The sequence below is a fragment of the uncultured Pseudoflavonifractor sp. genome (genome assembly GCF_944387805.1).
GTDB lineage: Bacteria > Bacillota > Clostridia > Oscillospirales > Oscillospiraceae > Pseudoflavonifractor.
Genome location: NZ_CALXGI010000014.1, coordinates 39,370 through 61,449, shown reverse-complemented (window position 1 = coordinate 61,449; position 22,080 = coordinate 39,370). Strand labels below are relative to the sequence as shown.

The 22,080-nt window shown below is 62.0% G+C and carries 19 protein-coding genes, 1 tRNA gene, 1 other RNA gene and 1 riboswitch; of the genes, 16 read left to right on the top strand and 5 right to left on the bottom strand.

From position 1 onward, the window contains the following. Nucleotides 1-118: 118 nt before the first annotated feature. Nucleotides 119-194, bottom strand: a tRNA-Ala gene (locus Q0K06_RS05905). Between the two features lie 349 nt (nucleotides 195-543). On the opposite strand from Q0K06_RS05905, the gene ffs reads away from it, so the two are divergent. The 4 genes from ffs (at nucleotide 544) to Q0K06_RS05885 (ending at nucleotide 4,387) form a co-directional block, all read left to right on the top strand. After that, nucleotides 544-808: signal recognition particle sRNA large type (gene ffs, locus Q0K06_RS05900), an RNA gene on the top strand. 102 nt (nucleotides 809-910) lie between these two features. Continuing rightward, nucleotides 911-2,731, top strand: coding sequence for a DNA polymerase III subunit gamma/tau (dnaX, locus tag Q0K06_RS05895; RefSeq protein WP_294549845.1), 1,821 nt, complete (start codon nucleotides 911-913; stop codon nucleotides 2,729-2,731). A gap of 41 nt (nucleotides 2,732-2,772) precedes the next feature. After that, nucleotides 2,773-3,120, top strand: coding sequence for a YbaB/EbfC family nucleoid-associated protein (locus Q0K06_RS05890; protein WP_294549842.1), 348 nt, complete (start codon nucleotides 2,773-2,775; stop codon nucleotides 3,118-3,120). 136 nt (nucleotides 3,121-3,256) lie between these two features. After that, nucleotides 3,257-4,387 (top strand): DUF362 domain-containing protein, encoded by a 1,131-nt coding sequence (locus tag Q0K06_RS05885; RefSeq protein WP_294549839.1) that lies wholly within the window; start codon nucleotides 3,257-3,259, stop codon nucleotides 4,385-4,387. A 46-nt stretch (nucleotides 4,388-4,433) separates the two neighbouring features. Here Q0K06_RS05885 and dinB read toward each other — a convergent pair whose 3' ends face one another. After that, nucleotides 4,434-5,678: a DNA polymerase IV gene (dinB, locus tag Q0K06_RS05880; protein ID WP_294549836.1), complete on the bottom strand. Its 1,245-nt coding sequence runs from the start codon at nucleotides 5,676-5,678 to the stop codon at nucleotides 4,434-4,436. 148 nt (nucleotides 5,679-5,826) lie between these two features. Beyond that, a complete protein-coding gene (locus Q0K06_RS05875; RefSeq protein WP_294549834.1) occupies nucleotides 5,827-6,537 on the bottom strand; it encodes an ECF transporter S component in 711 nt (236 codons plus the stop codon). A gap of 93 nt (nucleotides 6,538-6,630) precedes the next feature. Beyond that, nucleotides 6,631-6,772: riboswitch (FMN riboswitch) on the bottom strand. Nucleotides 6,773-6,934: 162 nt separating this feature from the next. Here Q0K06_RS05875 and Q0K06_RS05870 point away from each other — a divergent pair. Together Q0K06_RS05870 and Q0K06_RS05865 are read left to right on the top strand one after the other, a co-directional pair. After that, entirely contained in the window at nucleotides 6,935-7,468 is a 534-nt protein-coding gene (locus Q0K06_RS05870; protein WP_294549832.1) for an SLOG family protein, read from the top strand. Then, nucleotides 7,465-7,746 carry a DUF6506 family protein gene (locus tag Q0K06_RS05865; RefSeq protein ID WP_294549829.1) on the top strand — a complete coding sequence of 94 codons (282 nt, stop codon included), beginning with the start codon at nucleotides 7,465-7,467 and terminating at the stop codon, nucleotides 7,744-7,746. Before Q0K06_RS05870 ends, Q0K06_RS05865 begins: the two co-directional genes overlap by 4 nt. A 52-nt stretch (nucleotides 7,747-7,798) precedes the next feature. On the opposite strand, the gene Q0K06_RS05860 is transcribed toward Q0K06_RS05865, so the two are convergent. After that, nucleotides 7,799-8,740, bottom strand: a complete 942-nt coding sequence (locus tag Q0K06_RS05860) for an alpha/beta hydrolase (protein WP_294549827.1) — start codon at nucleotides 8,738-8,740, stop codon at nucleotides 7,799-7,801. A gap of 180 nt (nucleotides 8,741-8,920) precedes the next feature. On the opposite strand from Q0K06_RS05860, the gene pepT reads away from it, so the two are divergent. The 10 genes from pepT to Q0K06_RS05810 all read left to right on the top strand — a co-directional run bounded on the left by pepT (nucleotide 8,921) and on the right by Q0K06_RS05810 (nucleotide 21,543). After that, the gene (gene pepT / locus Q0K06_RS05855; protein ID WP_294549825.1) at nucleotides 8,921-10,138 is read left to right on the top strand and encodes a peptidase T; all 1,218 of its coding nucleotides are present in this window, start codon (nucleotides 8,921-8,923) and stop codon (nucleotides 10,136-10,138) included. A 240-nt stretch (nucleotides 10,139-10,378) separates the two neighbouring features. Continuing rightward, a complete protein-coding gene (locus Q0K06_RS05850; RefSeq protein ID WP_294549823.1) occupies nucleotides 10,379-11,365 on the top strand; it encodes an ABC transporter ATP-binding protein in 987 nt (328 codons plus the stop codon). Continuing rightward, nucleotides 11,362-12,066 (top strand): ABC transporter permease subunit, encoded by a 705-nt coding sequence (locus tag Q0K06_RS05845; RefSeq protein ID WP_294549821.1) that lies wholly within the window; start codon nucleotides 11,362-11,364, stop codon nucleotides 12,064-12,066. The genes Q0K06_RS05850 and Q0K06_RS05845 overlap by 4 nt, the downstream gene beginning before the upstream one ends. Nucleotides 12,067-12,079: 13 nt before the next feature. Further along, nucleotides 12,080-13,474: a Gldg family protein gene (locus Q0K06_RS05840; protein ID WP_294549819.1), complete on the top strand. Its 1,395-nt coding sequence runs from the start codon at nucleotides 12,080-12,082 to the stop codon at nucleotides 13,472-13,474. After that, nucleotides 13,474-14,559, top strand: coding sequence for a DUF4340 domain-containing protein (locus Q0K06_RS05835; protein WP_294549817.1), 1,086 nt, complete (start codon nucleotides 13,474-13,476; stop codon nucleotides 14,557-14,559). Before Q0K06_RS05840 ends, Q0K06_RS05835 begins: the two co-directional genes overlap by 1 nt. Before the next feature lie 417 nt (nucleotides 14,560-14,976). After that, nucleotides 14,977-15,633 carry a class I SAM-dependent methyltransferase gene (locus Q0K06_RS05830; RefSeq protein ID WP_294549815.1) on the top strand — a complete coding sequence of 219 codons (657 nt, stop codon included), beginning with the start codon at nucleotides 14,977-14,979 and terminating at the stop codon, nucleotides 15,631-15,633. A gap of 41 nt (nucleotides 15,634-15,674) precedes the next feature. Further along, nucleotides 15,675-18,350, top strand: a complete 2,676-nt coding sequence (alaS, locus tag Q0K06_RS05825) for an alanine--tRNA ligase (protein WP_294549813.1) — start codon at nucleotides 15,675-15,677, stop codon at nucleotides 18,348-18,350. 12 nt (nucleotides 18,351-18,362) lie between these two features. Beyond that, nucleotides 18,363-18,536 carry a DUF4250 domain-containing protein gene (locus tag Q0K06_RS05820; RefSeq protein WP_294549811.1) on the top strand — a complete coding sequence of 58 codons (174 nt, stop codon included), beginning with the start codon at nucleotides 18,363-18,365 and terminating at the stop codon, nucleotides 18,534-18,536. A 107-nt stretch (nucleotides 18,537-18,643) separates the two neighbouring features. Continuing rightward, the gene (gene nagZ / locus Q0K06_RS05815) at nucleotides 18,644-19,951 is read left to right on the top strand and encodes a beta-N-acetylhexosaminidase (protein WP_294549809.1); all 1,308 of its coding nucleotides are present in this window, start codon (nucleotides 18,644-18,646) and stop codon (nucleotides 19,949-19,951) included. A 179-nt stretch (nucleotides 19,952-20,130) separates the two neighbouring features. Continuing rightward, nucleotides 20,131-21,543 (top strand): hypothetical protein, encoded by a 1,413-nt coding sequence (locus Q0K06_RS05810; RefSeq protein WP_294549807.1) that lies wholly within the window; start codon nucleotides 20,131-20,133, stop codon nucleotides 21,541-21,543. 132 nt (nucleotides 21,544-21,675) lie between these two features. Here Q0K06_RS05810 and Q0K06_RS05805 read toward each other — a convergent pair whose 3' ends face one another. Then, nucleotides 21,676-21,948: a translation initiation factor 2 gene (locus tag Q0K06_RS05805; protein WP_294549806.1), complete on the bottom strand. Its 273-nt coding sequence runs from the start codon at nucleotides 21,946-21,948 to the stop codon at nucleotides 21,676-21,678. Between the last annotated feature and the right edge of the window lie 132 nt (nucleotides 21,949-22,080).

Below are 22,080 nucleotides of genomic sequence, written 5' to 3'. Positions count from 1 at the left end.
TCTATCGGGGAGTCCTTTTTTTGTCCATAGCTATAAGCTCTTTATCCACTGGCAGACCCAGTGGTTCTTTAAGCAACGGAAAAATCGCCGTGGTAAAAACCACGGCGATTTCCATTTTTGGTGGACCTAATCGGGATCGAACCGACGACCTTACGGATGCGAACCGTACGCTCTCCCAGCTGAGCTATAGGCCCATATTGGCTGTTTTTCAATCAAAAAGGTTATGAAAAAGCGGATTTTTAAGATGTCAATCTCTAAGCGGAAGGCTCCAAAAGACAAACGGTCAATGAAAAACGAGAATTATGGGTTCTGCGTCCATACAGACGCAGAACATACCAATCTTCATCAAAGAACCTGCCGAAAAGAAGCTTTGACAGACACGCATATTATTATAGCATGGTTTTTACAAAATGCAAGAAAAATTTTTTCTGTCAAATCAAAAAACTTGAAGCACAGATATTGATAAATAGAGAAAAATGATGTATGATAAATCGGTATCAGCCTTCCGATGACCAGACGGCCTCCGTCCGGCCTGAGGCAAGGCCGCACTAGTCGGGGAGATAGCGGTGCCCTGTACCCGCAATCCGCTACAGCGGGGATGAATCCCGGCCCCCGGATCTCTGCTGTGCCGTCTGCTCCTTATAAGCGGCGATGAGGAATCGGTCCCGCGCAACGGGGCCCCGCGAACCGTGTCAGGCGGGGAACCGAGCAGCACTAAACGGAATGCCTCGTGTGCCGCGGAATTCCCGTTTCCGAGCTGGCTGTAAGGGTTACGGGCATAGCAGAGACTTCAAAGGCCGGTGTGCGGCCTTGCCTTTTGCCGGATGTGGAAGGCAGTGCGGAGAGCGAAGCGACTTGGCTCGCTCGCTCTCTTTTTTTATCTCCAAAAAGCAGAAGGGGTGTGAGGAACATGTATCAGGCGCTCTACCGCAAGTGGCGGCCTAAGACATTTGATGATGTGGTAGGCCAGAGCCATATTACCGATACCCTCAAACGGCAGGTGGCCACAGGCCGGCTGTCCCATGCCTACCTCTTCACCGGCACCAGGGGGACCGGAAAGACCACCTGCGCCAAAATCCTGGCCAGGGCGGTCAACTGCGAGCACCCGGTGGACGGCAACCCCTGCAACCAGTGCGCCTCCTGCCTGGGCATTGAGAACGGTTCCATTCTGGACGTACTGGAACTGGATGCCGCCTCCAACAACGGCGTAGACCAGGTCCGCGCCCTGCGGGACGAGGCGGTATACACCCCCGCAGCGGTCCGCAAGCGGGTATATATTGTGGATGAGGTCCATATGCTCTCCACCGCCGCATTTAATGCACTCTTGAAAATTCTGGAGGAGCCGCCGGAGCATCTGATGTTCATCCTGGCCACCACTGAGCTGCACAAGGTGCCGGCCACCATCAAGTCCCGGTGCCAGCAGTTTGCCTTCAAGCGGATTCTGCCTGGAGATATCGCCCGGCGGCTGAACTATGTGGCGGAGCAGGAGGGTATCAACCTCACGGCAGAGGGCGCCGCCCTGCTGGCCCGGCTGGCGGACGGCGGCCTGCGGGACGCCCTGTCCCTGCTGGACCAATGCGTCAACCCCTCGGGCACCATCGGCGAGGCGGAGGTGCTCTCTGCGCTGGGCCTGGCGGGCAACCTGGAAACCGCCGCCCTGATGGAGCAGATTGCCAGAGGGGAGACTGCCGGGGCGCTGGAGACCATGGCCCGGCTGTATGGAGCCGGAAAAGACGTGGGCAGCCTGCTGAATGAGCTGTCCGCTCTGGCCCGGGACCTGCTGATCCGCAAGACCGCCCCTCAGAGCGGCGCCGCCCTGCTGACGGGAGGATATGACGAGGCCACCCTCCGCGGCCTGGACCAGCTGTTTACCCCGGCCCGATTGGCTCAGGTTTTGACTCAGCTCCAGGCCACCAGCGCCGACCTGTCCCGCAGCGGCAACCGGCGGACTGACGCGGAGCTGTGCCTGATCCGTTTGTGCGACGAGACCCTGGACCCCAGCCCGGCGGGGCTGAATGCCCGGCTGACCCGTCTGGAGGAGCAGCTGGCAGGGGGAGACGTCTCTGTCCGGCAAGTTCAGAGCTCACCGGCACAACCGGTGCATCAGGCTCCCGCTCCAGCGGCGCAGCGGGAGCTGAGACAGACGGCGCCCGCCCGGAGTGAGGACCGTCCACCCTGGGAGGAAGAGCGTCCGCCCCTGCCCGATGAGCCGGGAGAGCGGGTGAACCCTGCGGATGAGACGGTGCCTGTCAGGCCGGCGGCCCAGCCCCGGCAGACGGCGGAGCCGGCCCATCCGGCGGATTCTCGGCCGGCGCCGCAGCAGAGCGGACAGGCCAGGGGCGGCACGGTGCAGGAAGCCCCGGCAGTCCATCAGGCCGCCCCGACGGGCGATTTCTGGCCTGAACTGGCAGCCTCCTTGAAGGGCCGCATCCCGATGGGGGAGTATACCTTTTTGGCCAACCCGTCCATGGTGCAGGGCAGGGCGGAAGGAAACATGCTCACTCTGTACGCGGAGAGCGACTTTACCCGGTCCATGATCAACAAGCCGGGCATTCTGAGTGTGGTGGCACAGGCGGCTTCGGCACGGCTGGGATGCCAGATGCGGGTGACCGTGACGGTGGGACAGGCCCCTCCGCTGAGCCCGGCCCCGGCGCAATCTGCTCCGGACCACGATAAGCTGGACGACCTGCTGGCCTTTGGGCAGCAGTTTGACAATATCATCATCAAATAACAGATTCCGTCCCGGAGGGCGGGCTGAAAGGAGAATGAACCATGGCGAAAGGCTTTGGACGCCCCGGAATGGGCGGAATGGGCGGCGGCATCAATATGAATATGATCAAGCAGGCCCAGAAGATGCAGGAGAACATGCAGAAGATGCAGGCTGAGCTGGAGGCCAAGGAGTACAGCGCCCAGGCCGGCGGCGGCGTGGTTTCCGCCACAGTCACCGGCAAGCGGGAGCTGGTGTCTCTGACCATTGACCCCGAGGCGGTGGACCCGGAGGACGTGGAGATGCTCCAGGACATGATTGTGGCCGCCGTGAACGAGGCCCTCCGCAGCGCGGAGACCGACATGGCAAACAATATGCGTCAGATTACCGGCGGACTGAACCTGCCGTTCTAAATCCGAGCCATACGGAGGAGACGGGGGCGGCCCTGTCTCCTCCGTCCCATTAGAAGGCGTATAAACATGAAGCGGCCGGCGCTGAGCGGGAAACGGAGCGCCCCAAAACCTGAGAGCATACAAAGGAGAGATTGTGATGGAGAAGGCAAAAGTATATTTCACCACCATGCGCACGAAGCCCGGCCAGAATCAGCTGGCCAAGCTGGAAAGGCTGATCCGCACTGCCGGCATTGGGGACATCGACTTTGAGAAGAAGCTGGTGGCCATCAAGATGCACTTTGGTGAGCCGGGCAACATGGCGTATCTGCGGCCCAACTGGGCCAAGGTGGTGGCCGACGTGGTGAAGGAGCTGGGCGGCATGCCCTTTCTCACCGACTGCAACACTCTGTATCCCGGCCTGCGGAAGAACGCCTACGACCACCTGAACGCCGCCTATACCAACGGCTTCAGCCCCTTCACCACCGGCTGCCATGTCATCATCGGCGACGGCGTGAAGGGCACTGACGACGTGGCCGTCCCCGTGGTGGGCGGCGAGTATGTGAAGGAGGCCAAGATTGGCCGCGCCATTATGGACGCGGATGTATTCATCAGCCTGAGCCACTTCAAGGGCCACGAGGCCACCGGCTTTGGCGGCGCGCTGAAGAATATCGGCATGGGCTGCGGCAGCCGTGCAGGCAAAATGGAGCAGCACAACGCCGGCAAGCCGGTGGTGGACGAGGACAAGTGCCGCAGGTGCCACGCCTGCGCCAAGAGCTGCGGCCAGGACGCCATCTTCTTTGACGGCGCCGGCGGCAAGGCCCGCATCGACCACGACCGCTGCGTGGGCTGCGGCCGCTGCCTGGGCGCCTGCAACTTCGACGCCATCTCCAACCCGGAGAGCAATACCAATACCATCCTGGACTGCAAGATGGCCGAGTACGCCAAGGCGGTGGTGGACGGCCGGCCCAGCTTCCATATCAGCCTGGTCATCGATGTGTCCCCACTGTGCGACTGTTACGGCGGCAACGATGTGCCCGTGCTGCCCGACCTGGGCATGTTTGCCTCCTTTGACCCGGTGGCCCTGGACCAGGCCTGCGCTGACGCCTGCCTGCGGCAGGAGCCCCTGCCCGGCTCTGAGCTGGACGAGAAGATGCACGCCCCCGGCTTCTGCGACCACCACGACCACTTCAAGAACCTGGAGCCTGACTCCGAGTGGAGGGCTTGCCTGGAGCACGCTGAGAAAATCGGCCTGGGCACCCGCTCTTATGAGCTGATCACCGTGAAGTAAAAAGAAAATCCCGTCTGTACAGCTGTACAGACGGGATTTTTTCTGCTCAGTCCACCGGGGGTACGTCGTCCTGGCGCTGTGTGCCGCCTTGTTCACCCCGGACGGCGGAGGCAAAGGTGATGGCTCCGCCGCCGTACTTGTCCCGAATCTTGTCCATGGCCCGTTCCAGCCGCTCCAGCTTGTCCCGGTGGGGGGCGGCGCCGGCGGCAAAGAGATCCAGCTGCTCTCCGGCATCATCCTCGTCCACCAGGTTCTGGCCGGTGACGGTGAGGGCCCGGATAGGCAGCTTCAGGTTCCAGGCGGAGAGCAGCAGCTCCAGCGCGGCGTCGGCAATGTCCCGGGACACATAGGTGGGGGCGGGGAGCCGCTTCTGGCGGCAGATGTCCCGAAAGCTGGGGTCCCGGATGGTGACCTGCACGGTGGTGCACTTGAGGCCGTGCCGCCGCAGCCGGGCGGCCACCTCGTCGGACAGGGCGGAGAGCCCGGTGCGCACATCCTCCAGGCCCAGCAGGTTGCGCCGGAAAGTGAGGCCGCTGCCCACTGACTTGGGGGGCGGCAGGTCCCGGGCGGGAACCACCGGATCGTGCTCCGTTCCGGCGGCGTAGCTGTGGAGGGCGGCGCCCTGCTTGCCCAGAATGGACACCAGGGCCTGGGGGTCAAACCGGGCCAGGTCCCCGATGGTCTGGACGCCGTAGCTGCGGAGCACCTTGGCCGCCGCGCCGCCCACAAAGAGCAGGTCGGTCACCGGCAGGGGCCAGAGGAGCTGGCGGAAGTTTTCCCGGGTAATCACCGTGGTGGCGTCCGGCTTTTTGTAGTCGCTGCCCATCTTGGCAAAGACCTTATTGAAGGACACCCCCACCGACACGGTTAAACCGGTCTCCGCCTTCACCGTCTCCCGGATACGGTCGGCAATGGCCTTGCCGTCTCCGCCCCACAGGTGCATGGAGCCGGTGATGTCCAGCCAGCTCTCGTCAATGGAGAAGGGCTCCACCAGGTCGGTGAACCGGTCGTAGATGGCGTTGACAATGCGGGAGTACTTCCGGTACTGATCCCGGTGGGCGGGGAGGAGCACCAGATCGGGACACTTCCGCCGGGCCTGCCAGATGGTCTCGGCAGTTTTGACCCCCATGGCCTTGGCGGGCTCGTTCTTGGCCAGGACAATGCCGTGGCGGGAGTCAGGGTCGCCGCATACGGCCACCGGCTTCCCGCTCTCCCGAAGCTCAGGCAGGGAGAGCAGCTCCACCGAGGCGTAGAAGCTGTTGAGGTCACAGTGGAGTATGGTCCGGTCCATAGCGTGCCGCCCTCCTTTTTCGTGACGCATTGTTCAACAACAGTATAATATCCGGGATGGGAAAAGTCAAACTTATGTTCTATAATTTAACAATAAAAATGCCCCGCCCGGAGAAAAGACCGGGCGGGGCAGCGGCAGGGAAGAACACTCAGATGATATCAGCCAGGACCAGGCCCAGCAGTACGGCGGTGGCCAGCAGGATAACAGCCACAATGGTAACGCCGATGGTGTTGCGCTTGTGGGCCGCCTGACTGGAGCTCTCGTGCTCGGGGACCAGGCGGGCCTTCCGCAGGGCGGTGACCACGGGCTTGTAGATCAGCATGGTGAGTGCGCCGTTCATCAGGGCCTTGACCAGGTTAAAGGGGAGAAAGGCTGTGGGCAGCATGGCCACTACCACATCCCGGGGGACATTCATGTACAGCGGAGTGATGAGGTAGTTCCACAGCAGCATGACGCCGGTCATCATAACGCCGCCCGCAAGCAGGCCCGCCACGGCGCCGGAGAGCTTCTGGCGGCGCTTGTAGATGAAGGCGGCGGGGCAGGCAAAGGCAATGGTGGACAGCACGTTCATCAGCAGGCCGATGGGGCCGGTCTCGCTGACAGTGAACATTTCAATAACAGAGGTGACCAGGGAGATACACAGGGCGTTGAGAGGGCCGTACAGAAAGCCGCCGATGGCGATGATCACGTCCTTCATATCGAAGGTGAGGAACCCGGCCACGGTGAGGGGAGCGAAGATGGTCTTGGAGATGAACATGACCACATAGGAGATGGCACACAGCATACCGGTGCAGACGACGGTGCGCACGTCCAGCCGCTTGGAGCCGGAGGAGGGGAGGGAAGAGGACATAACGGGCATAGAAAAACACTCCTGAAAGCAAAGTAACACCTGAAAAGCAATGCCTTTCAGGTGTTAAATACAATCGAGAAGGGAGGTGCATCCATCGCATTAACACATCTTCTTCCATCCAGACTTCGCGCGTTGGAGCCTTGCGCGTCACTGTCGGTCCCGGAGTTACACCGGGTCAGCCGCACTGCTGCGGGTCGCGGACTATACCGCCGATCGGGATTTTCACCCTGCCCTGAAGACATTCTCTGTTCAGTTGTCCTAATGCTATTATAGCGTGCACGGAAAAGATTGCAACCCCTTTTTAAAAAATTTTTTCGCACTGGTGTTCGAATATGGCGTTGACTTGGGACGCGGGATATACTAGAATGGACACGATGAAAACGAGAGAGCCAGTGAGGGGAGTGCCATGGAACGAGAGACCACCTGTTGTTTTACGGGTCACCGGCCCGACAAGCTGCCCTGGCGGGATGACGAGAAGGATCCCCGCTGCGTGGCGCTGAAGGAGCGGCTGACCGCCGCTGTGGAGGAGGCCTACGATAAGGGTATGCGCCACTTTATCTGCGGAATGGCCCGGGGTGCGGACTTCTATTTCTGCGAGGCGGTCCTGTCCCTGCGGGAGCGGCGGCCCGGCGTCACGGTGGAGGCCGCCCTGCCCTGTGAAGAGCAGGCCGCCCGCTGGAAGGAGCGGGACCGGAACCGGTATTTCAGTCTGGTGGCCCAGTGCGACTACGAGACCATGGTCCAGCACCACTATGACAAGGGCTGCATGCTCCGGCGGGACCGGTACATGGTGGACCGGTCGGCCATGATCATCGCCGTGTACGGCGGCGTGCTGGGCGGCACCATGTACACCCTGGCTTACGCCATGAAAAAAGGCCTGGAAGTGAATATTTTGGACGTGGAAGTGGAGAAGCAACAGACGACAGGAGGAAAAACATGAAATATGCGTTTCTTGTCATGGGGAGCTACGACAGCAGGACGGACAGGGCGGAGATTCAGAACGGAGCCACCCGAATCATTGGCGTGAGCAGCGTGGAGGAGGCCTGTGGGATTGCCCGTGCCCTCCAGGCGGAGGGCGTGGCCTGCATTGAACTGTGCGGCGCCTTCGGCGAGGAGGGAGCCCGCCGGGTCATTGACGCCACGGGCGGAACCCTGGCCGTGGGCTATGTGGTCCACTTTCCCGAGCAGGATGGACTTTTTAAGGCTGTGTTTGGATGAGAATGCAGAAAATACCGGCGCGCTGCCCATTCAGGCGGCGCGCCGGTTCCGTCTATTCCTTTGCCATATGGTTTTCCAGCCAGGTGAGCACGTCCTGATATACCTCATCCCGGTTGATCTCGTTGAGCATCTCGTGCCGCCCGCCGGGGTAGAGCTTCATGGTCACGTCCCTGACCCCGGCGTCCTGGAAGAAGCCGTATACCTTCCGCACGCCCTCGCCCATGGCGCCCACCGGGTCCTGGTCGCCGGAGAAGAGGTAGATGGGGGTCTCCGGGTCCATTTTGGCCAGGTTGTTTGGGTCGGCAATGAACTGGAGGCCCTCCATCATGTCCCGGCTCATGCCGGCCGTAGGCAGGAAGGAGCACAGCGGATCGGCCACATAGGCGTCCACCACATCGTTGTCCCGGGAGATCCAGTCCGCGCCGGTGCGGTTGGGGGCGAATTTTTTGTTATACACCCCCAGAGACAGGTCGTTGAAGAACTTGCAGGGAATGTGATAGCCGCGGATAGCGCCGAACATGGCCAGCACCGCCTTACCGAAGGAGACCGTGGCGGCGGACTCCTGGCCGGTGCCCGAGAGGATGCAGCCGTCCAGCGTGCCCGGCCAGCGGATCAGGTAGGTGCGGGCCACAAAGGAGCCCATGGAGTGGCCCAGCAGGAAGTAGGGAAGGCCGCCGTACCGTTCGCCGGTCAGCACCCGCAGCATGCGCACATCGTCGGTAATGTGGGTCCAGCCGTTGCGCTCAGCCAGGAAGCCGTACTCCTCAGGGCCGGAAGCGGTGCCGCCATGACCCAAATGGTCGTTTCCCACCACGACAAAGCCGTGATCGGCCAGAAAGCGGGCAAAACCGTCGTACCGCAGGATATATTCCGAGATGCCGTGAACCAGCTGGAGTACCGCCCGGGGGCCGCCGTTTTCCGGTGTCCACTCGGCGGCGTGTACCTGGTGGATGCCGTCGCTGGAGGGGTAGGTAAATTCCCGCAGATTCGCCATAGAAAATTCACTCCTCATGTGATAAAATAAAATTACCCCTGTGTATCCCGCCGGAGAACAGGCGGGCGGGAGAGAGATATGGTCCTGATACCAGTCTATCCTGAACGGGAACGTTCGTCAATATACAACCCGGGCCTGTTGTCCCGCCGGGACGCCCGGATGCAGAAAGGAAGCCTGAACATGAGTGTAGCAGAGCGGTTTCTCCGTTATGTAGCCTATGATACCCAGTCTGACGAAAACAGCGATACCGTGCCCTCCACGGAAAAACAGAAAATTCTGGGAGAGACTCTGGCCGCCGAACTGTCCCAGATGGGGCTCCAGAACGCCCACATGGACGACAACGGCTATGTGTATGCCTGGCTGCCCGCCACCCCCGGATGCGAAGGCGTGCCCTGTGTGGGCCTCATCGCCCACATGGACACCTCGCCCGACGCCTCCGGCGCCGGGGTGAAGCCCCGCATCGTGGAGTACCACGGGGGCGACATTGTCCTCAACGAGGAAAAGGGCATTGTAACGCGGGAGGCGGAGTTTGAGAGCCTGGCCCGGTACAAGGGCCAGCGGCTTATCGTCACCGACGGCACCACCCTCCTGGGTGCTGACGACAAGGCGGGCGTGGCGGAGATTCTCACCGCCGTGGAGTACCTGGCGGCCCACCCTGAGGTGAAGCACGGCCGCATTGCCGTGGGCATTACCCCCGACGAGGAGGTGGGCCATGGGGCCGACCACTTTGACGTGGAGGGCTTCGGCGCGGCCGTAGCCTACACGGTGGACGGCGGCGAGCTGGGGGAGATTGAGTACGAGAACTTCAATGCCGCTAACGCGGGTGTGTATTTCCACGGCGTGAACATCCACCCCGGCTCCGCCAAGAACAAGATGAAGAACGCCCTGCTGATGGCCATTGAGTTCATGAACATGATGCCCCCCGCCGAGACCCCGGCCCACACCGAGGGCTATGAGGGCTTCTACCACCTCCACGCCATGAAGGGCGACGAGACTGAGGCGGAGCTCCACTTTATCATCCGGGACCACGACCGGGAGAAATTCGAGGAGCGGAAGCAGTATCTGGGCCGGGTGGCCGCCTATCTGGACGGCAAGTACGGCAAGGGCACTGTGGAGCTCTATCTGAAGGACTCCTACTACAACATGCGGGAGCAGATTGAGCCCCACATGTACCTCATTCTCCGGGCCCGGGCCGCCATGGAGAAGGCGGGGGTCACGCCCCAGGTAGTGCCCATCCGGGGCGGCACCGACGGCGCCCGGCTGAGCTACATGGGCCTGCCCTGCCCCAACCTGTCCACCGGCGGCGTCAACTTCCATGGCGTCCATGAGTATATCCCTGTGGAGAGCCTGGAGAAAATGGTAGAGGTGCTCATCAACCTGGTGACGGTGGAGGAATAGGCCCGCGTCACACCCGGAAAACACATCTAACACAGAAAAGGCAGATATAGCGGACAAGAGGCCGGATTCTCAGGAATCCGGCCTCTTGCCGTTTACTGCCTGAGGGACAGTTGCCGGGACAGAAGGGAGCGCACTCTTAACAAAAAGTTCATCGGTATTTCAGCCTGGTTTCAGCTTGGACTGGTATGCTCTACTCCGCATGAATGCCGCCCTGAGCGGCGGAGCAAAGGAGGATATGGCATGATAGAAGTACGCGACCTGGTGAAGCGCTACGGCCGCCATACGGCGGTGGATCACCTCAGCTTCACTGTGGAACAGGGGCAGGTCTACGGCTTCCTGGGTCCTAATGGCGCGGGAAAGTCCACCACGATGAACATTATGACCGGTTATCTGGGGCCCACCGAGGGCGAGGTGCTGGTGGACGGGTACAGCATGGCTGACGAGCCGGAGAAGGCCCGCCGCCGCATCGGCTATCTGCCCGAGCAGCCGCCCCTGTATGTGGACATGACGGTGACCGAGTACCTGCTCTTTGCGGCCGAGCTGAAGAAGGTACCCGCCAGAGCCCGGAGCGGAGAGGTGAAGCGGGTTATGGAGCGCACCATGCTCGCCGACGTGGCAGGCAGACTCATCCGCAACCTGTCCAAGGGATACAAGCAGCGGGTGGGCATTGCCCAGGCCCTTCTGGGCAACCCGGAGATTGTCATTCTGGACGAACCCACCGTAGGCCTGGACCCCAAGCAGATCATCGAAATCCGCGCCCTCATCCGGGCCCTGGCCAAAGAGCATACAGTAATTCTCAGCTCCCATATTCTGGCTGAGGTCCAGGCGGTGTGCGACCGGATTCTCATCATCCACCACGGGAAGATGGTGGCCGCGGGCACAACCGAGGAGCTGGAGCGCCAGCTGGCCGGAACCACCGCACTGGAGGTTACTCTGAAGGCGGACGAGCCTGCGGGCAGAAACCTGCTGCGGCGGGTGCCCGGCGCGGGGGCCGTATCCTACCGGCCCGGTGCGGCGGAGGGGGAGAGCACCTTCCGGGTGGAGAGCCGCAGGGGCGACCTGCGGGAGAAGATTTTCCAGGCCTGCGCGGCGGAAAACGTGGCCCTGCTGGGCCTGCGCAGCGCCGGCATGACCCTGGAGGACGTGTTCCTCAAGCTCACCGCCGACGACGGCGCCCGGGAGGAACTGCCGGTATCCGGCAGAGAAGAGGAGGATGAAGCGGAATGAGAGCTGTCTACAAGCGGGAGCTGCGCTCCTATTTCACCAGCATGACGGGATATCTCTTTATCGCTGTGGTGGTGTTCTTCATCGGCATCTACTTCATGGCCAACAACCTGTACTACGGAGCTCCCGGATTCTCCACCACCCTGGTCAACGTGATGGTGGTGCTGCTGGTGGCGGTGCCCGTGCTCACCATGCGCTCCATGGCCGAGGAGCGGCGCAGCCGCACCGACCAGCTGCTGCTCACCGCGCCGGTGTCCGTGTCCGGCGTGGTGGCGGGCAAGTACCTGGCCATGGTAACCATCCTGGCCATCCCCATGCTCCTCTCCTGCATCTGTCCCCTCATCATCGCCGCCAACGGCACGTCCCAGCTCATGTCGGACTACGCGTCCATCTTCGCCTTCTTTCTGATGGGATGTGTATTCGTGGCGGTGGGCATGTTTATCTCCGCGCTGACCGAGAGCCAGATCATCGCCGCTGTGGGCACTTTTGCCGCCCTGCTGACCCTCTATCTGTGGGACAGCCTGATGCAGTTCCTGCCCGACGTCCTATCCAATGTGCTGGGACTGTTCTCCTTCAGCTCCGTGCTGTACAACTTCGCCTATTACAGCGTGTTTGACGTGCGGGGCGTGGTGCTCTACCTGACCCTGGCCGGGCTCTTTGTATTTCTGACCGTGCAGGCGCTCCAGAAGCGCCGCTGGAACTGAGGGGGTAGCCGCTTTGAAAAAGACACATCGCAGGCTCCGCCAGGGCGGTTACCTGGCAGCCACCACTGCTATCGTGGCTGCCATTGTAATTTTCATCAACCTGATTGTGGGCCAACTGCCCACCCATCTGCTGGAATTCGACCTGTCGGACAAACAGCTCTATACCGTTACCGATACTTCCAGGGAGCTTCTGGCCGGGCTGGATAAGGACGTGGAGATTGTGGTTCTGGCCGAGGAGAGCAACGTGGATGAACGCATCGCAAAGTTCCTGGACAACTACGCCGCCCTCTCCAGCCATATCACCGTCACCGAGGTGGACCCGGTAGCCCATCCCTCCGCCGCTGAGAGCTACAACGCTGCGGTCAACTCTCTGGTGGTCCGGTGTGAGGAGACGGGCAAGGCGAGAGCCATCTCCTTTGGCGACATCATTGTCTATGACCAGATGTACTACTACATGTACGGACAGGTGTACGAGACCGAGTTTGACGCCGAGGGACAGCTGACCTCCGCCGTGGACTATGTGACCGGCGACAGCGACACGGTAATCTACGCCATGGAGAACCACGGCGAGACCGCCCTCTCCGCCCAGGTCACCGACGCCATTGAGAAGGCCAACCTGACCCTGGACAGCACCAGCCTGCTCCTCACCGGCAGCGTGCCCGAGGACTGCAGCCTGCTCATCAGCTACGGCGCGTCCAAGGACCTGACCGACGGTGAGCTGACCCTGATCCGGGAGTATCTGGACGGCGGCGGGCAGGTGATGTTCGTTCTGGCCCAGACTGAGGAAAAAATGCCCAACTGGGAAGCCCTGATGGCGGAGTACGGCCTGGCCCTGGCCGACGGCTACGTGGCGGACACCGCCCGGTACTACCCCCAGCTGGGCAGCGCCTATGCCATCGCGCCGGTGCTCTCCTCCTCCAGCCCCATCACCAGCGGCTTCTCTGACGACGACCTGACCCTGATGCTTAACGTCCGGGGTATGACCGAGCTGGAGACCCTGCCCGACAACGTGACCGTCACACCCTTCCTGGAGACCTCCTCCTCCGGCGTGGCCGTCACGGCCGACGGCACCCAGACCCAGGGAACCTATCTTCTGGGCGCGGTGTGTGAGAAGACCGATGAGGATGGAAACGCCGCCGGACGGCTCACCGTCATCTCCTCCGCCTCTCTGGTGGATGACAGCATCCTCAACACCATCCCCAACGGCGTCAATCTGGATGTGTTCATGAACGCGGTCACCGACGGCTTTGAGGACATCGACAACATCTCCATCGAGGCCAAGAGCCTGGAGACCACCTATAATACCATCCAGAACGCCGGCAGCTGGAGCCTGCTCTTCATCGCCGTCATCCCGCTTCTCACCCTGATTGTGGGTCTGGTGTACTGGCTGCGCAGGAGGAAACTGTAATGAACAAGGCGACCAAGCTGATGTATGTGCTGGTGGGCGTGCTGGTGGTGTGCATGGCGGCCTACCTGGGCCTGCGCTGGTGGAACGGCACCGCTGAGGACCGGGCGGTGGACGACAAGACCTATCTGGCCCAGCTGGAGGACATCACCTCTCTCACCTGGCAGCGGTCAGGGGAGACCCTGTCCTTTGAGAAGGATGAGGAGGGGGTGTGGCGCGACGCCTCCGACGCCGACTTCCCTCTGGACCAGAGCTATCTGACTGCCCTGGAGACCACCCTGTCCCAGCTCTCGGCCGTCAAGGTTATCTCTGACCCGGAGGAGGACGCCTCCTACGGACTGGACGCCCCTGAGCTGACCCTCACCGCCTCCACCTCCGTCGGCGAGACCTGGGAGGTGACCGTGGGCAGCGAGGTGGACGGCAACTACTACGCCAGACCCGCCGGAGACAGCCAGGTGTACACCATCGCCGCGGCTCTGATGAACCAGACCGAGTACGGACTGATGGAGATGATTGACCTGGACACCATCCCCACCGTCACCGAATCCAGCGTGGAGTCGGTGGAGATCACCGCCGGAGGCGTCACCACCCTGTTTACCAAGGAGACTGTCACCAGTACCGACGGGGAGGGCAACGAGACCACCACCTATGCCTGGAGCCGGAACGGGGAAGCGCTGTACAGCGAGGACGGGAACCTGGCGGACGGCGTGGACGCCCTGGCCGGGCTGTCCTTCACCTCCTGCGCCTACTGGAAGCCAAGCGGCGACACCCTGACGGCCTGCGGGCTGGACGACACCGCCACCAGAATCACCATCACCTATGAGGGCGGGAGCTATGTCCTGCTGCTGGGCGGCACCGATGAGAACGGCTACTACTACGCCCAGCTGGAGGGCTCGCAGCAGGTGAACCTGATGTACGCCGCCACCCCGGACAGCCTGCTGAGGCTGCTGACCGCCCAGACCCAGGCGGAGGCCGACGCCGCCGCCCAGGCGGAAGAGACGGAATCCGAGACGGCGGAGGAGAGCGCCACCGGGACGGATGCCGCCGCCAGCGAGACCCCTGCGGAGACAGACAGCGGGGCAGAGTAATTTCAATACGGTTTCACAGGGCGGGCACAGCGGTTTTCCACTGTGCCCGCCTTTTTGTGGACAATTTCTCTGAGCAGAAGGAAAAAATCTGGGCAAACCGGGGCGAAAAGCGGCGGAACAGAGGGACGGGGGTGTTGACAAACGGACAGTTTGTGATACAATATCTAAGCCAAAGGCCATGACGAAGCCAAGCGGGCCACGCCGCGACGAGCGAGAGGGGACGGTGAGAGCCCTCCGCGACACGGACCCGCGCGCCACTTCACCAGCCGCCCGCGACGAGCGGGACGCCTCATCCCCGTTACCGGATGACATGAGATGCTCTGTTTTAGGGCAGATCAGGGTGGTACCGTGGAGTGAACTTGCTCCGCCCCTGACATGGGGCGGGGCTTTTTTTATGGCCGAACAGGGGGGATATAAATGCTTGACAGCCAGGGATTTGATCTGTGGGCGGATGACTATGACAAGGATGTGGGACTATCCGACGAATCCGACCGATATCCCTTTGCCGGATGCCGGGAGATACTGAACGATATCTACAACCGCATACTCTCACGTCGGAGTGATGAGGCCCCCAGAGTGCTGGACCTGGGGTTTGGTACGGGGACACTGACGACGCGGCTCTATGACCGAGGCTGCCGAATCTGGGGGCAGGACTTTTCCCCGCACATGATTGCTCGGGCGCGGGAAAAGATGCCGGAGGCGGAACTGTATCAGGGTGATCTGACCAAGGGCCTGGTTGACGCACTGTCAGCACAGAAATACGATGCGATCGTTGCCACCTACTCCCTGCACCATCTAACCGACGGGCAGAAGACCGATTTTCTGAGAGAACTGCTCCCCCTGCTGAACCCGGGCGGGAGTATCTATATCGGCGATGTGGCCTTTGCCACACAGAAGGAACTGGAACATTGCCGGGAGGAGGCTGGAACCGACTGGGACGACGATGAGATCTATTTCGTAGTGGACCGGTTGAAAGAGCAGTTTCCATGGCTCACCTTTACCCGCCATTCCGACTGTGCCGGTCTAATCGAGCTGACACAGATAGATGGCTCGGCGGCTCCACTGCCGCAGTAACCAAAAAACAATCAGCAATTCAAATATGGAGGTAGATTTCCATGAAAAACCCCAAGGCTTACGGCCTTAACGAACTGCGCGAGATGTTCCTGAAATTCTTCGAAACAAAGGGCCATCTGCGCCTGCCCAGCTTTTCCCTCATCCCCCAGAACGATGCCAGCCTGCTGCTCATCAACTCCGGTATGGCGCCCATGAAGCCCTTCTTCACCGGCGAGCAGGAGCCCCCCCGCCACCGTGTGACCACCTGCCAGAAGTGCATCCGCACCGGCGACATTGAGAACATCGGCCACACCGCCCGCCACGGCACCTACTTCGAGATGCTGGGCAACTTCTCCTTCGGCGATTACTTCAAGAAGGAGGCCATTCACTGGGCCTGGGAATTCCTGACCAGCCCCGAGTGGGTAGGCCTGGACCCCCAGCGGCTCTATCCCTCCGTGTTCGCCGGCAACGAGACCACCCCTGCCGACGACGAGGCCTTCCGCATCTGGCACGAGGAGATCGGCATCCCCGCCGACCGGATTTTCAAGTTCGGCAAGGAGGACAACTTCTGGGAGCACGGCTCCGGCCCCTGCGGCCCCTGCTCCGAGATCTACTATGACCGCGGCCCCCAGTGGGGCTGCGGCAAGCCCGGCTGCACCGTGGGCTGCGACTGCGACCGGTATATCGAGGTCTGGAACATCGTGTTCTCCCAGTTCAACAACGACGGCGAGGGCCACTACACCGAGCTCAAGCAGAAGAACATCGATACCGGCATGGGCCTGGAGCGTCTGGCCTGCGTGTGCCAGGACGTGGCGTCCCTGTTTGACGTGGACACCGTCATGAACATCACCAACAAGGTGAGCGAGATCACCCACGCCCACTACGGCGAGAGCCAGGCCAAGGACGTGTCCCTCCGGGTCATCACCGACCACATCCGCTCCGCCACCTTCATGATCTGCGACGGCGTGCTCCCCTCCAACGAGGGCCGGGGCTATGTGCTCCGCCGTCTGCTCCGCCGGGCCGCCCGCCACGGCAAGCTGCTGGGCGTCAACGACCCCTTCCTCTATGAAGTGTGCGACACCGTCATCCACGAGAACGAGGGTCACTACCCCGAGCTGCGGGAGCGCCAGGACTATATCACCAAGGTCATCCGCACGGAGGAGGAGAACTTTGCCCGCACCATCGACGGCGGCATGAAGATCTTCAACGACCTGCTCGCCGGCCACAAGGCCAAAGGGGAGACCGTGTTCTCCGGCGCCGACGCCTTCAAGCTGTACGACACCTACGGCTTCCCCATCGACCTGACCATCGAGATGGTTCAGGAGCAGGGCATGACCGTGGACCAGGAGGGCTTCAAGGCCCTCATGGAGGAGCAGAAGGTCCGCGCCCGCAAGGCCCGGGAGGCTCTGGGCGACCTGGGCTGGGCTGGCGTGGAGTTCGGCAAGGACGTGCCCGAGACCCAGTTCGTGGGCTATGACCACACCGCCATTGACGGCGCCAAGGTAGTGGCCCTGGTGGTGGAGAACGAGCAGGCCGAGGAGGTTATGCCCGGCGTGGAGGCCATCGTGGTGCTGGACAAGACTCCCTTCTACGCCGAGATGGGCGGCCAGGTGGCCGACCACGGCGTCATCACCGACGGCTCCGCCGTCTTTACCGTCACCGACGTGCAGAAGAACAAGGGCGGCAAATATATGCACTACGGCAAGCTGTCCAACGGCGTCATCAAGCTGGGCGACACGGTGTCCGCTTCCATCGACGTGAAGCGGCGCAAGGCTGTCATGCGCGCCCACTCCGCCACCCACCTGCTGGACAAGGCCCTGCGCACCGTGCTGGGCGACCACGTGCAGCAGGCCGGCTCCCTGGTGGAGGAGGACCGCCTCCGCTTCGACTTCACCCACTTCTCCGCCATGACCGCTGAAGAGCTTGCTCAGGTCAGCGCCATGGTCAACGAGGCCGTGCTGGAGGGGTACGACATCCACACCGATGTGCTGCCCATCGAGGAGGCCAAGAAGAAGGGGGCCATCGCCCTCTTCGGCGAGAAGTACGGCGACACCGTCCGGGTGGTGGACATGGGCCGCGGCTACTCCGTGGAGTTCTGCGGCGGCACCCACCTGGACAACACCGCCAAAGTAGGCGTATTCCACATTGAGAGTGAGTTCTCCGTGGCCTCCGGCGTGCGCCGCATTGAGGCCACCACCGGCGCCCAGTCCCTGGAGATTATGAACCGGAACCAGGCGCTCCTGTTTGAGGCCGCCGCCATCCTCAAGGCCAAGCCCGGAGAGCTGCGGGAAAAGGCCGAGCAGAACATGGCCGAGCTGCGGGAGATGCGCCATACCATTGAGAAGTTCCGGGCCAAGGAGGCCGCCGGAGAGACCGAGCGCATCCTCTTCGGCGCCCACGAGGTGGGCGGGCTGAGGGTTCTCACCGCCACGGTGCCCGAGGCGGACGCCGCCAAGCTGCGCCAGATGGGCGACCAGCTCCGGGACAAGGCCCCCAACGTGGTGGCGGTGCTGGCAGCGGTGAACGGGACGAAGATCACGTTCCTGGCCGTCTGCGGCAAGGAGGCGGTGGCCCGGGGCATCAAGGCCGGGGACATCGTCAAGCAGGTGTCCGCCATCGCCGGCGGCTCCGGCGGCGGCAAGCCGGACAGCGCCATGGGCGGCGGCAAGGACCCCCTGATGCTGGACAACGCTCTGGCCATGGTGGACAATGTGGTCTCCATGAAGCTGGGGAAATAGGAGGAGCCGCCCATGCTGCCTCAGGACCCTGTAATTCTGCTCAGCTATCTCAACACCAAGCTGCGGGACCAGTACCCCAGCCTGGAGGCACTGTGCGATGACCTTCAGGCCGACGCCGGGGAGATAGCCGCCAAGCTGGGGGCTGTTGGGTATGCTTACGACCCGCAGAGAAACCAGTTTGTGTAAATGAAAAAGCAGGGAAGGGTGATCGGCTGGCCGATCACCCTTCCCTGCCTTTAAGAGAAGCGAAACCATTTGAACCTTTTGAAAAATTGAGCGGGAGAAATAGCGCCATGAAAAAGATTACGGCTATGATTCTGATGTTTGCAATGCTGTTTGCCGCCGGCGGCTGTACCGGCGACCCGGCCCAGCCGCCGGCGCAGGCAGAATCCGCGGCTGTCGGGACGACGTCCGCGGCCCCCACTGCCTCTGAACCTGAGACAACCGAGCCTGCGGAATCCGTTCCTGCCGAGAGCGAACAGCCCGCCTCCCCGTCCGCCTCCGCCCCCGATCCTGTCGCGGAGCAGATGGCCGCTATGACCCTGGAGGAGAAGGTGGGGCAGCTCTTCATTGCCGGATTTTACGGCACGGAGGACGGAGACTATGTGGACAGCCTGATTCGGGATTACAAGGTGGGCGGGCTGATTTTCTTCGGCCGCAACGTGGGCACGGCGGAGGAGCTGGTGACCTTGGTCAACGATCTGCGGGCTGTGAACGGCGATTACATCCCGCTCTTTTTCTCCATGGACCAGGAGGGAGGTACTGTGGAGAGAATGCCCGATGAGGTGAATTCCCTGGAGGATGCCTACGTCTATGGCCAGAGCGGCAGCAGCGAGGTGGGCTATGCCCTGGGTCAGGTGCTGGCCCACGAGTGCGCGGCCTTTGGCTTTAACCTGGACTTCGCCCCCTCCCTGGACATCTGGAGCAATCCGGAGAATACGGTCATCGGTACCCGGGCCTTCGGCACTACGGCGGAGGCGGTGGAGGCGGTGGGCCCCTGGGCGGCCTACGGCCTGATGGACGGCGGGGTGATTCCGGTGGTCAAGCACTTCCCAGGCCACGGCGATACGGCGGTGGACTCCCACGTGGGCCTGCCCACGGTATCCAAGACAGTGGACGAGCTGCTGGCCTCCGAGCTCATCCCCTTCCAGAGCGCCATCAAGGGGAGGGAGGGAGCGGGGGTGCCCGCCGTCATGGTAGCTCATATCCTTATGAGCGCCATCGACCCGGACCATCCCGCGTCCCTGTCCCCGGCGGTGGTCACCGGCCTGCTGCGGGAGCAGCTGGGCTTTGACGGCGTGGTGTTCACCGACGACCTGACCATGGGGGCCATCACGGAGCATTACGGCCTGGATGAGGCCGCCGTCCTGGCCCTGGAGGCCGGCTGCGACGTGCTTCTGGTGTGCCACAACGAGGGGGACCTGGCCCTGGCCCGGCAGGCGGTGCTGGATGCGGTCTCCTCCGGACGCCTGACCGAGGAGCGGATTGACCAGAGCGTGTACCGTGTCCTCTCCCTGAAGCAGGATTACGGCCTGACCAACAATCCCATTGAGATGCCCGACGTCCAGGCCCTCAACCGGGAGATCGCCGCCCTGAAGTGAATGTAGTCCAACATACAACACAAATCAGGCCCAGACGGGAGAAAATTTCCCGCCTGGGCCTGATTGATAGAACCATTTCTTGCGGAAAATAGACCGGTATGGTATGCTGAAACTGGAAAGAGGCAGCCCGCTTTTGGAGCGCCCGCAGGAATACGGGCGGGAAGGAACTGGTGATAAACATGAAGAGACGCCTGTGGAAGGCGGCGCTGGCCCTGCTGCTCCTGGGGGCCTGGACCGCGCCCGCCGCCTCTGCCAACTCGGCCCAGTCTCACTGGTCGGGAACGGACCGGGCGGGGGCCATTGTAACCGGCGGGACCTGCCCGCTGGAGGTGCAGGGGGAAACGCTGACCTTTGAGGTGCGGGAGTTCCCGAAAAACTACTACTCCACCGCGGAGGAATTCCTGGCCTATACCGGCCGGGTGACGGCGGAGTATACCTTCTGTAACCCGGCGGATTACACCGTCACTGCTACCCTGGTATTCCCCTTCGGGGCGGTGCCCGACTACGGATACTACTACGACAGTAAGACCGGGGCGTACATCTGTGGCGCCGACGGGGATAAATATGATATCACCGTCGACGGCGCGGCGGTGGAAAAACGCCTGCGGCACACCCTGGCGGAGCGGCACGACCAGTTTGACCTGGAGCGGGACATGGCGCTGCTCCACGACGGCTATGTGGATGACCCATTCTATGCCCCGGATCTGCCCGTGACGAAATATATCTATGAGGTCACTGGGGTGGACAGTGAGGCGTACCCGGCCGCCAACGCCGCCTTCCGCCTGAACGCCGACCCGGCCCGCACCCGGGTGCTGCTGAAGGAGCAGAGCGGGGGCAAGACCCTGGAGAAGGGTGTGCAGGCGGAGGCCTGGGCGGAGAACGGGGAGCGGTACACGGTCTACTGCTTCGGTGAGCCGGTGGGCGCGCTGGACTGGCAGATGTACGAAAACGGAGCCTGCGACAAAGAGATTGAGGGCGCCGTAGAGCTGATAGACACCTCCGCTATGACCTTCAAGGACCTGGCCCTGGAGGACTGGGAGAGCGGGTCCGGCGTGCTGGAGCAGGACTGGTACAACGCCTTTGTGGAGGAGCTGAACCGGAGCATGTGGAGCTGCGGCGTCATCAGCGGCGGCGATATCCACCGGGATCTGTTGGAGAACCTGATGCGCTGGTATGAGTACGAGATTACAGTTGGACCGGGGGAGCAGGTGGTCAACACCGTGACCGCGCCCCTCTATCCCGCCATCAACACCAACTACGACCCGTCCATCTACACCTATACCTACCTGCTCTCTCCGGCCCGGACCTGGAGGAGCTTTGGAACCCTGGATATCAGGGTGAACACCCCTTATTTCATCACGGAGAGCAGCCTGAAGGGCTTCGAGAAGGGGGAGGGGGGCTACGCCCTGTCCCTGGACGGCCTGCCCGGCGGAGAGCTGACCTTTACCCTCAGCACGGAGGAGCACCCCTCCCAAAAGCCGCCCAACCTGGGCTATCTGATCTTTTATCTTCCCATTCTGCTGCCGGTGCTGGCCCTGATTCTGATACTGGTTGCGGTGATTCTGGTGCGCCGGAGAAGAAAGAAAATGTAAAGCGCAAGAAAATGCCCCGCACCTGTGCAAACCGCATTCAGGTTTCCGAGCTCAAAGAGTGACGGAGTATTTTTCCTTTGCGCACTGCTTTGCGCAGCAAAAAGGGAGGGGGTGTTACCCCCTCCCTTACGCTTACAGAAAGAGTGCCAGCGCCCAGACCAGTGTGGCCGCGCCCGCCCCGGCCAGCCCGTAGACCGGGCCGGGAATTCTTCGGAACCACCGGCCTGGGCCGGTGTTGCGGCGGATGTACCCATCTGCCACCCGCTGAGCCTCCTCCAAAACCTGCCGGGCCGTAACCCCCTGGGCGGAAAACGCCTCCTCCTTGACAATAAAAATGGCCTGCTCAAACAGGCGGCGGTCAGGGGACTTAACCACAATCACCCGCCGGGTGACGCCCTTTACCATGTCCCATCGTCCTCTCCATATTAAAAATTTTATATCTAGTATGGCCCGTTCTTTCTTCCACTATTCTCCATCCGACCTTTTTTCGGAAACCATTTCCTCTGCTTTTTTCGCATACCCCGCCTTTTTCCGCCG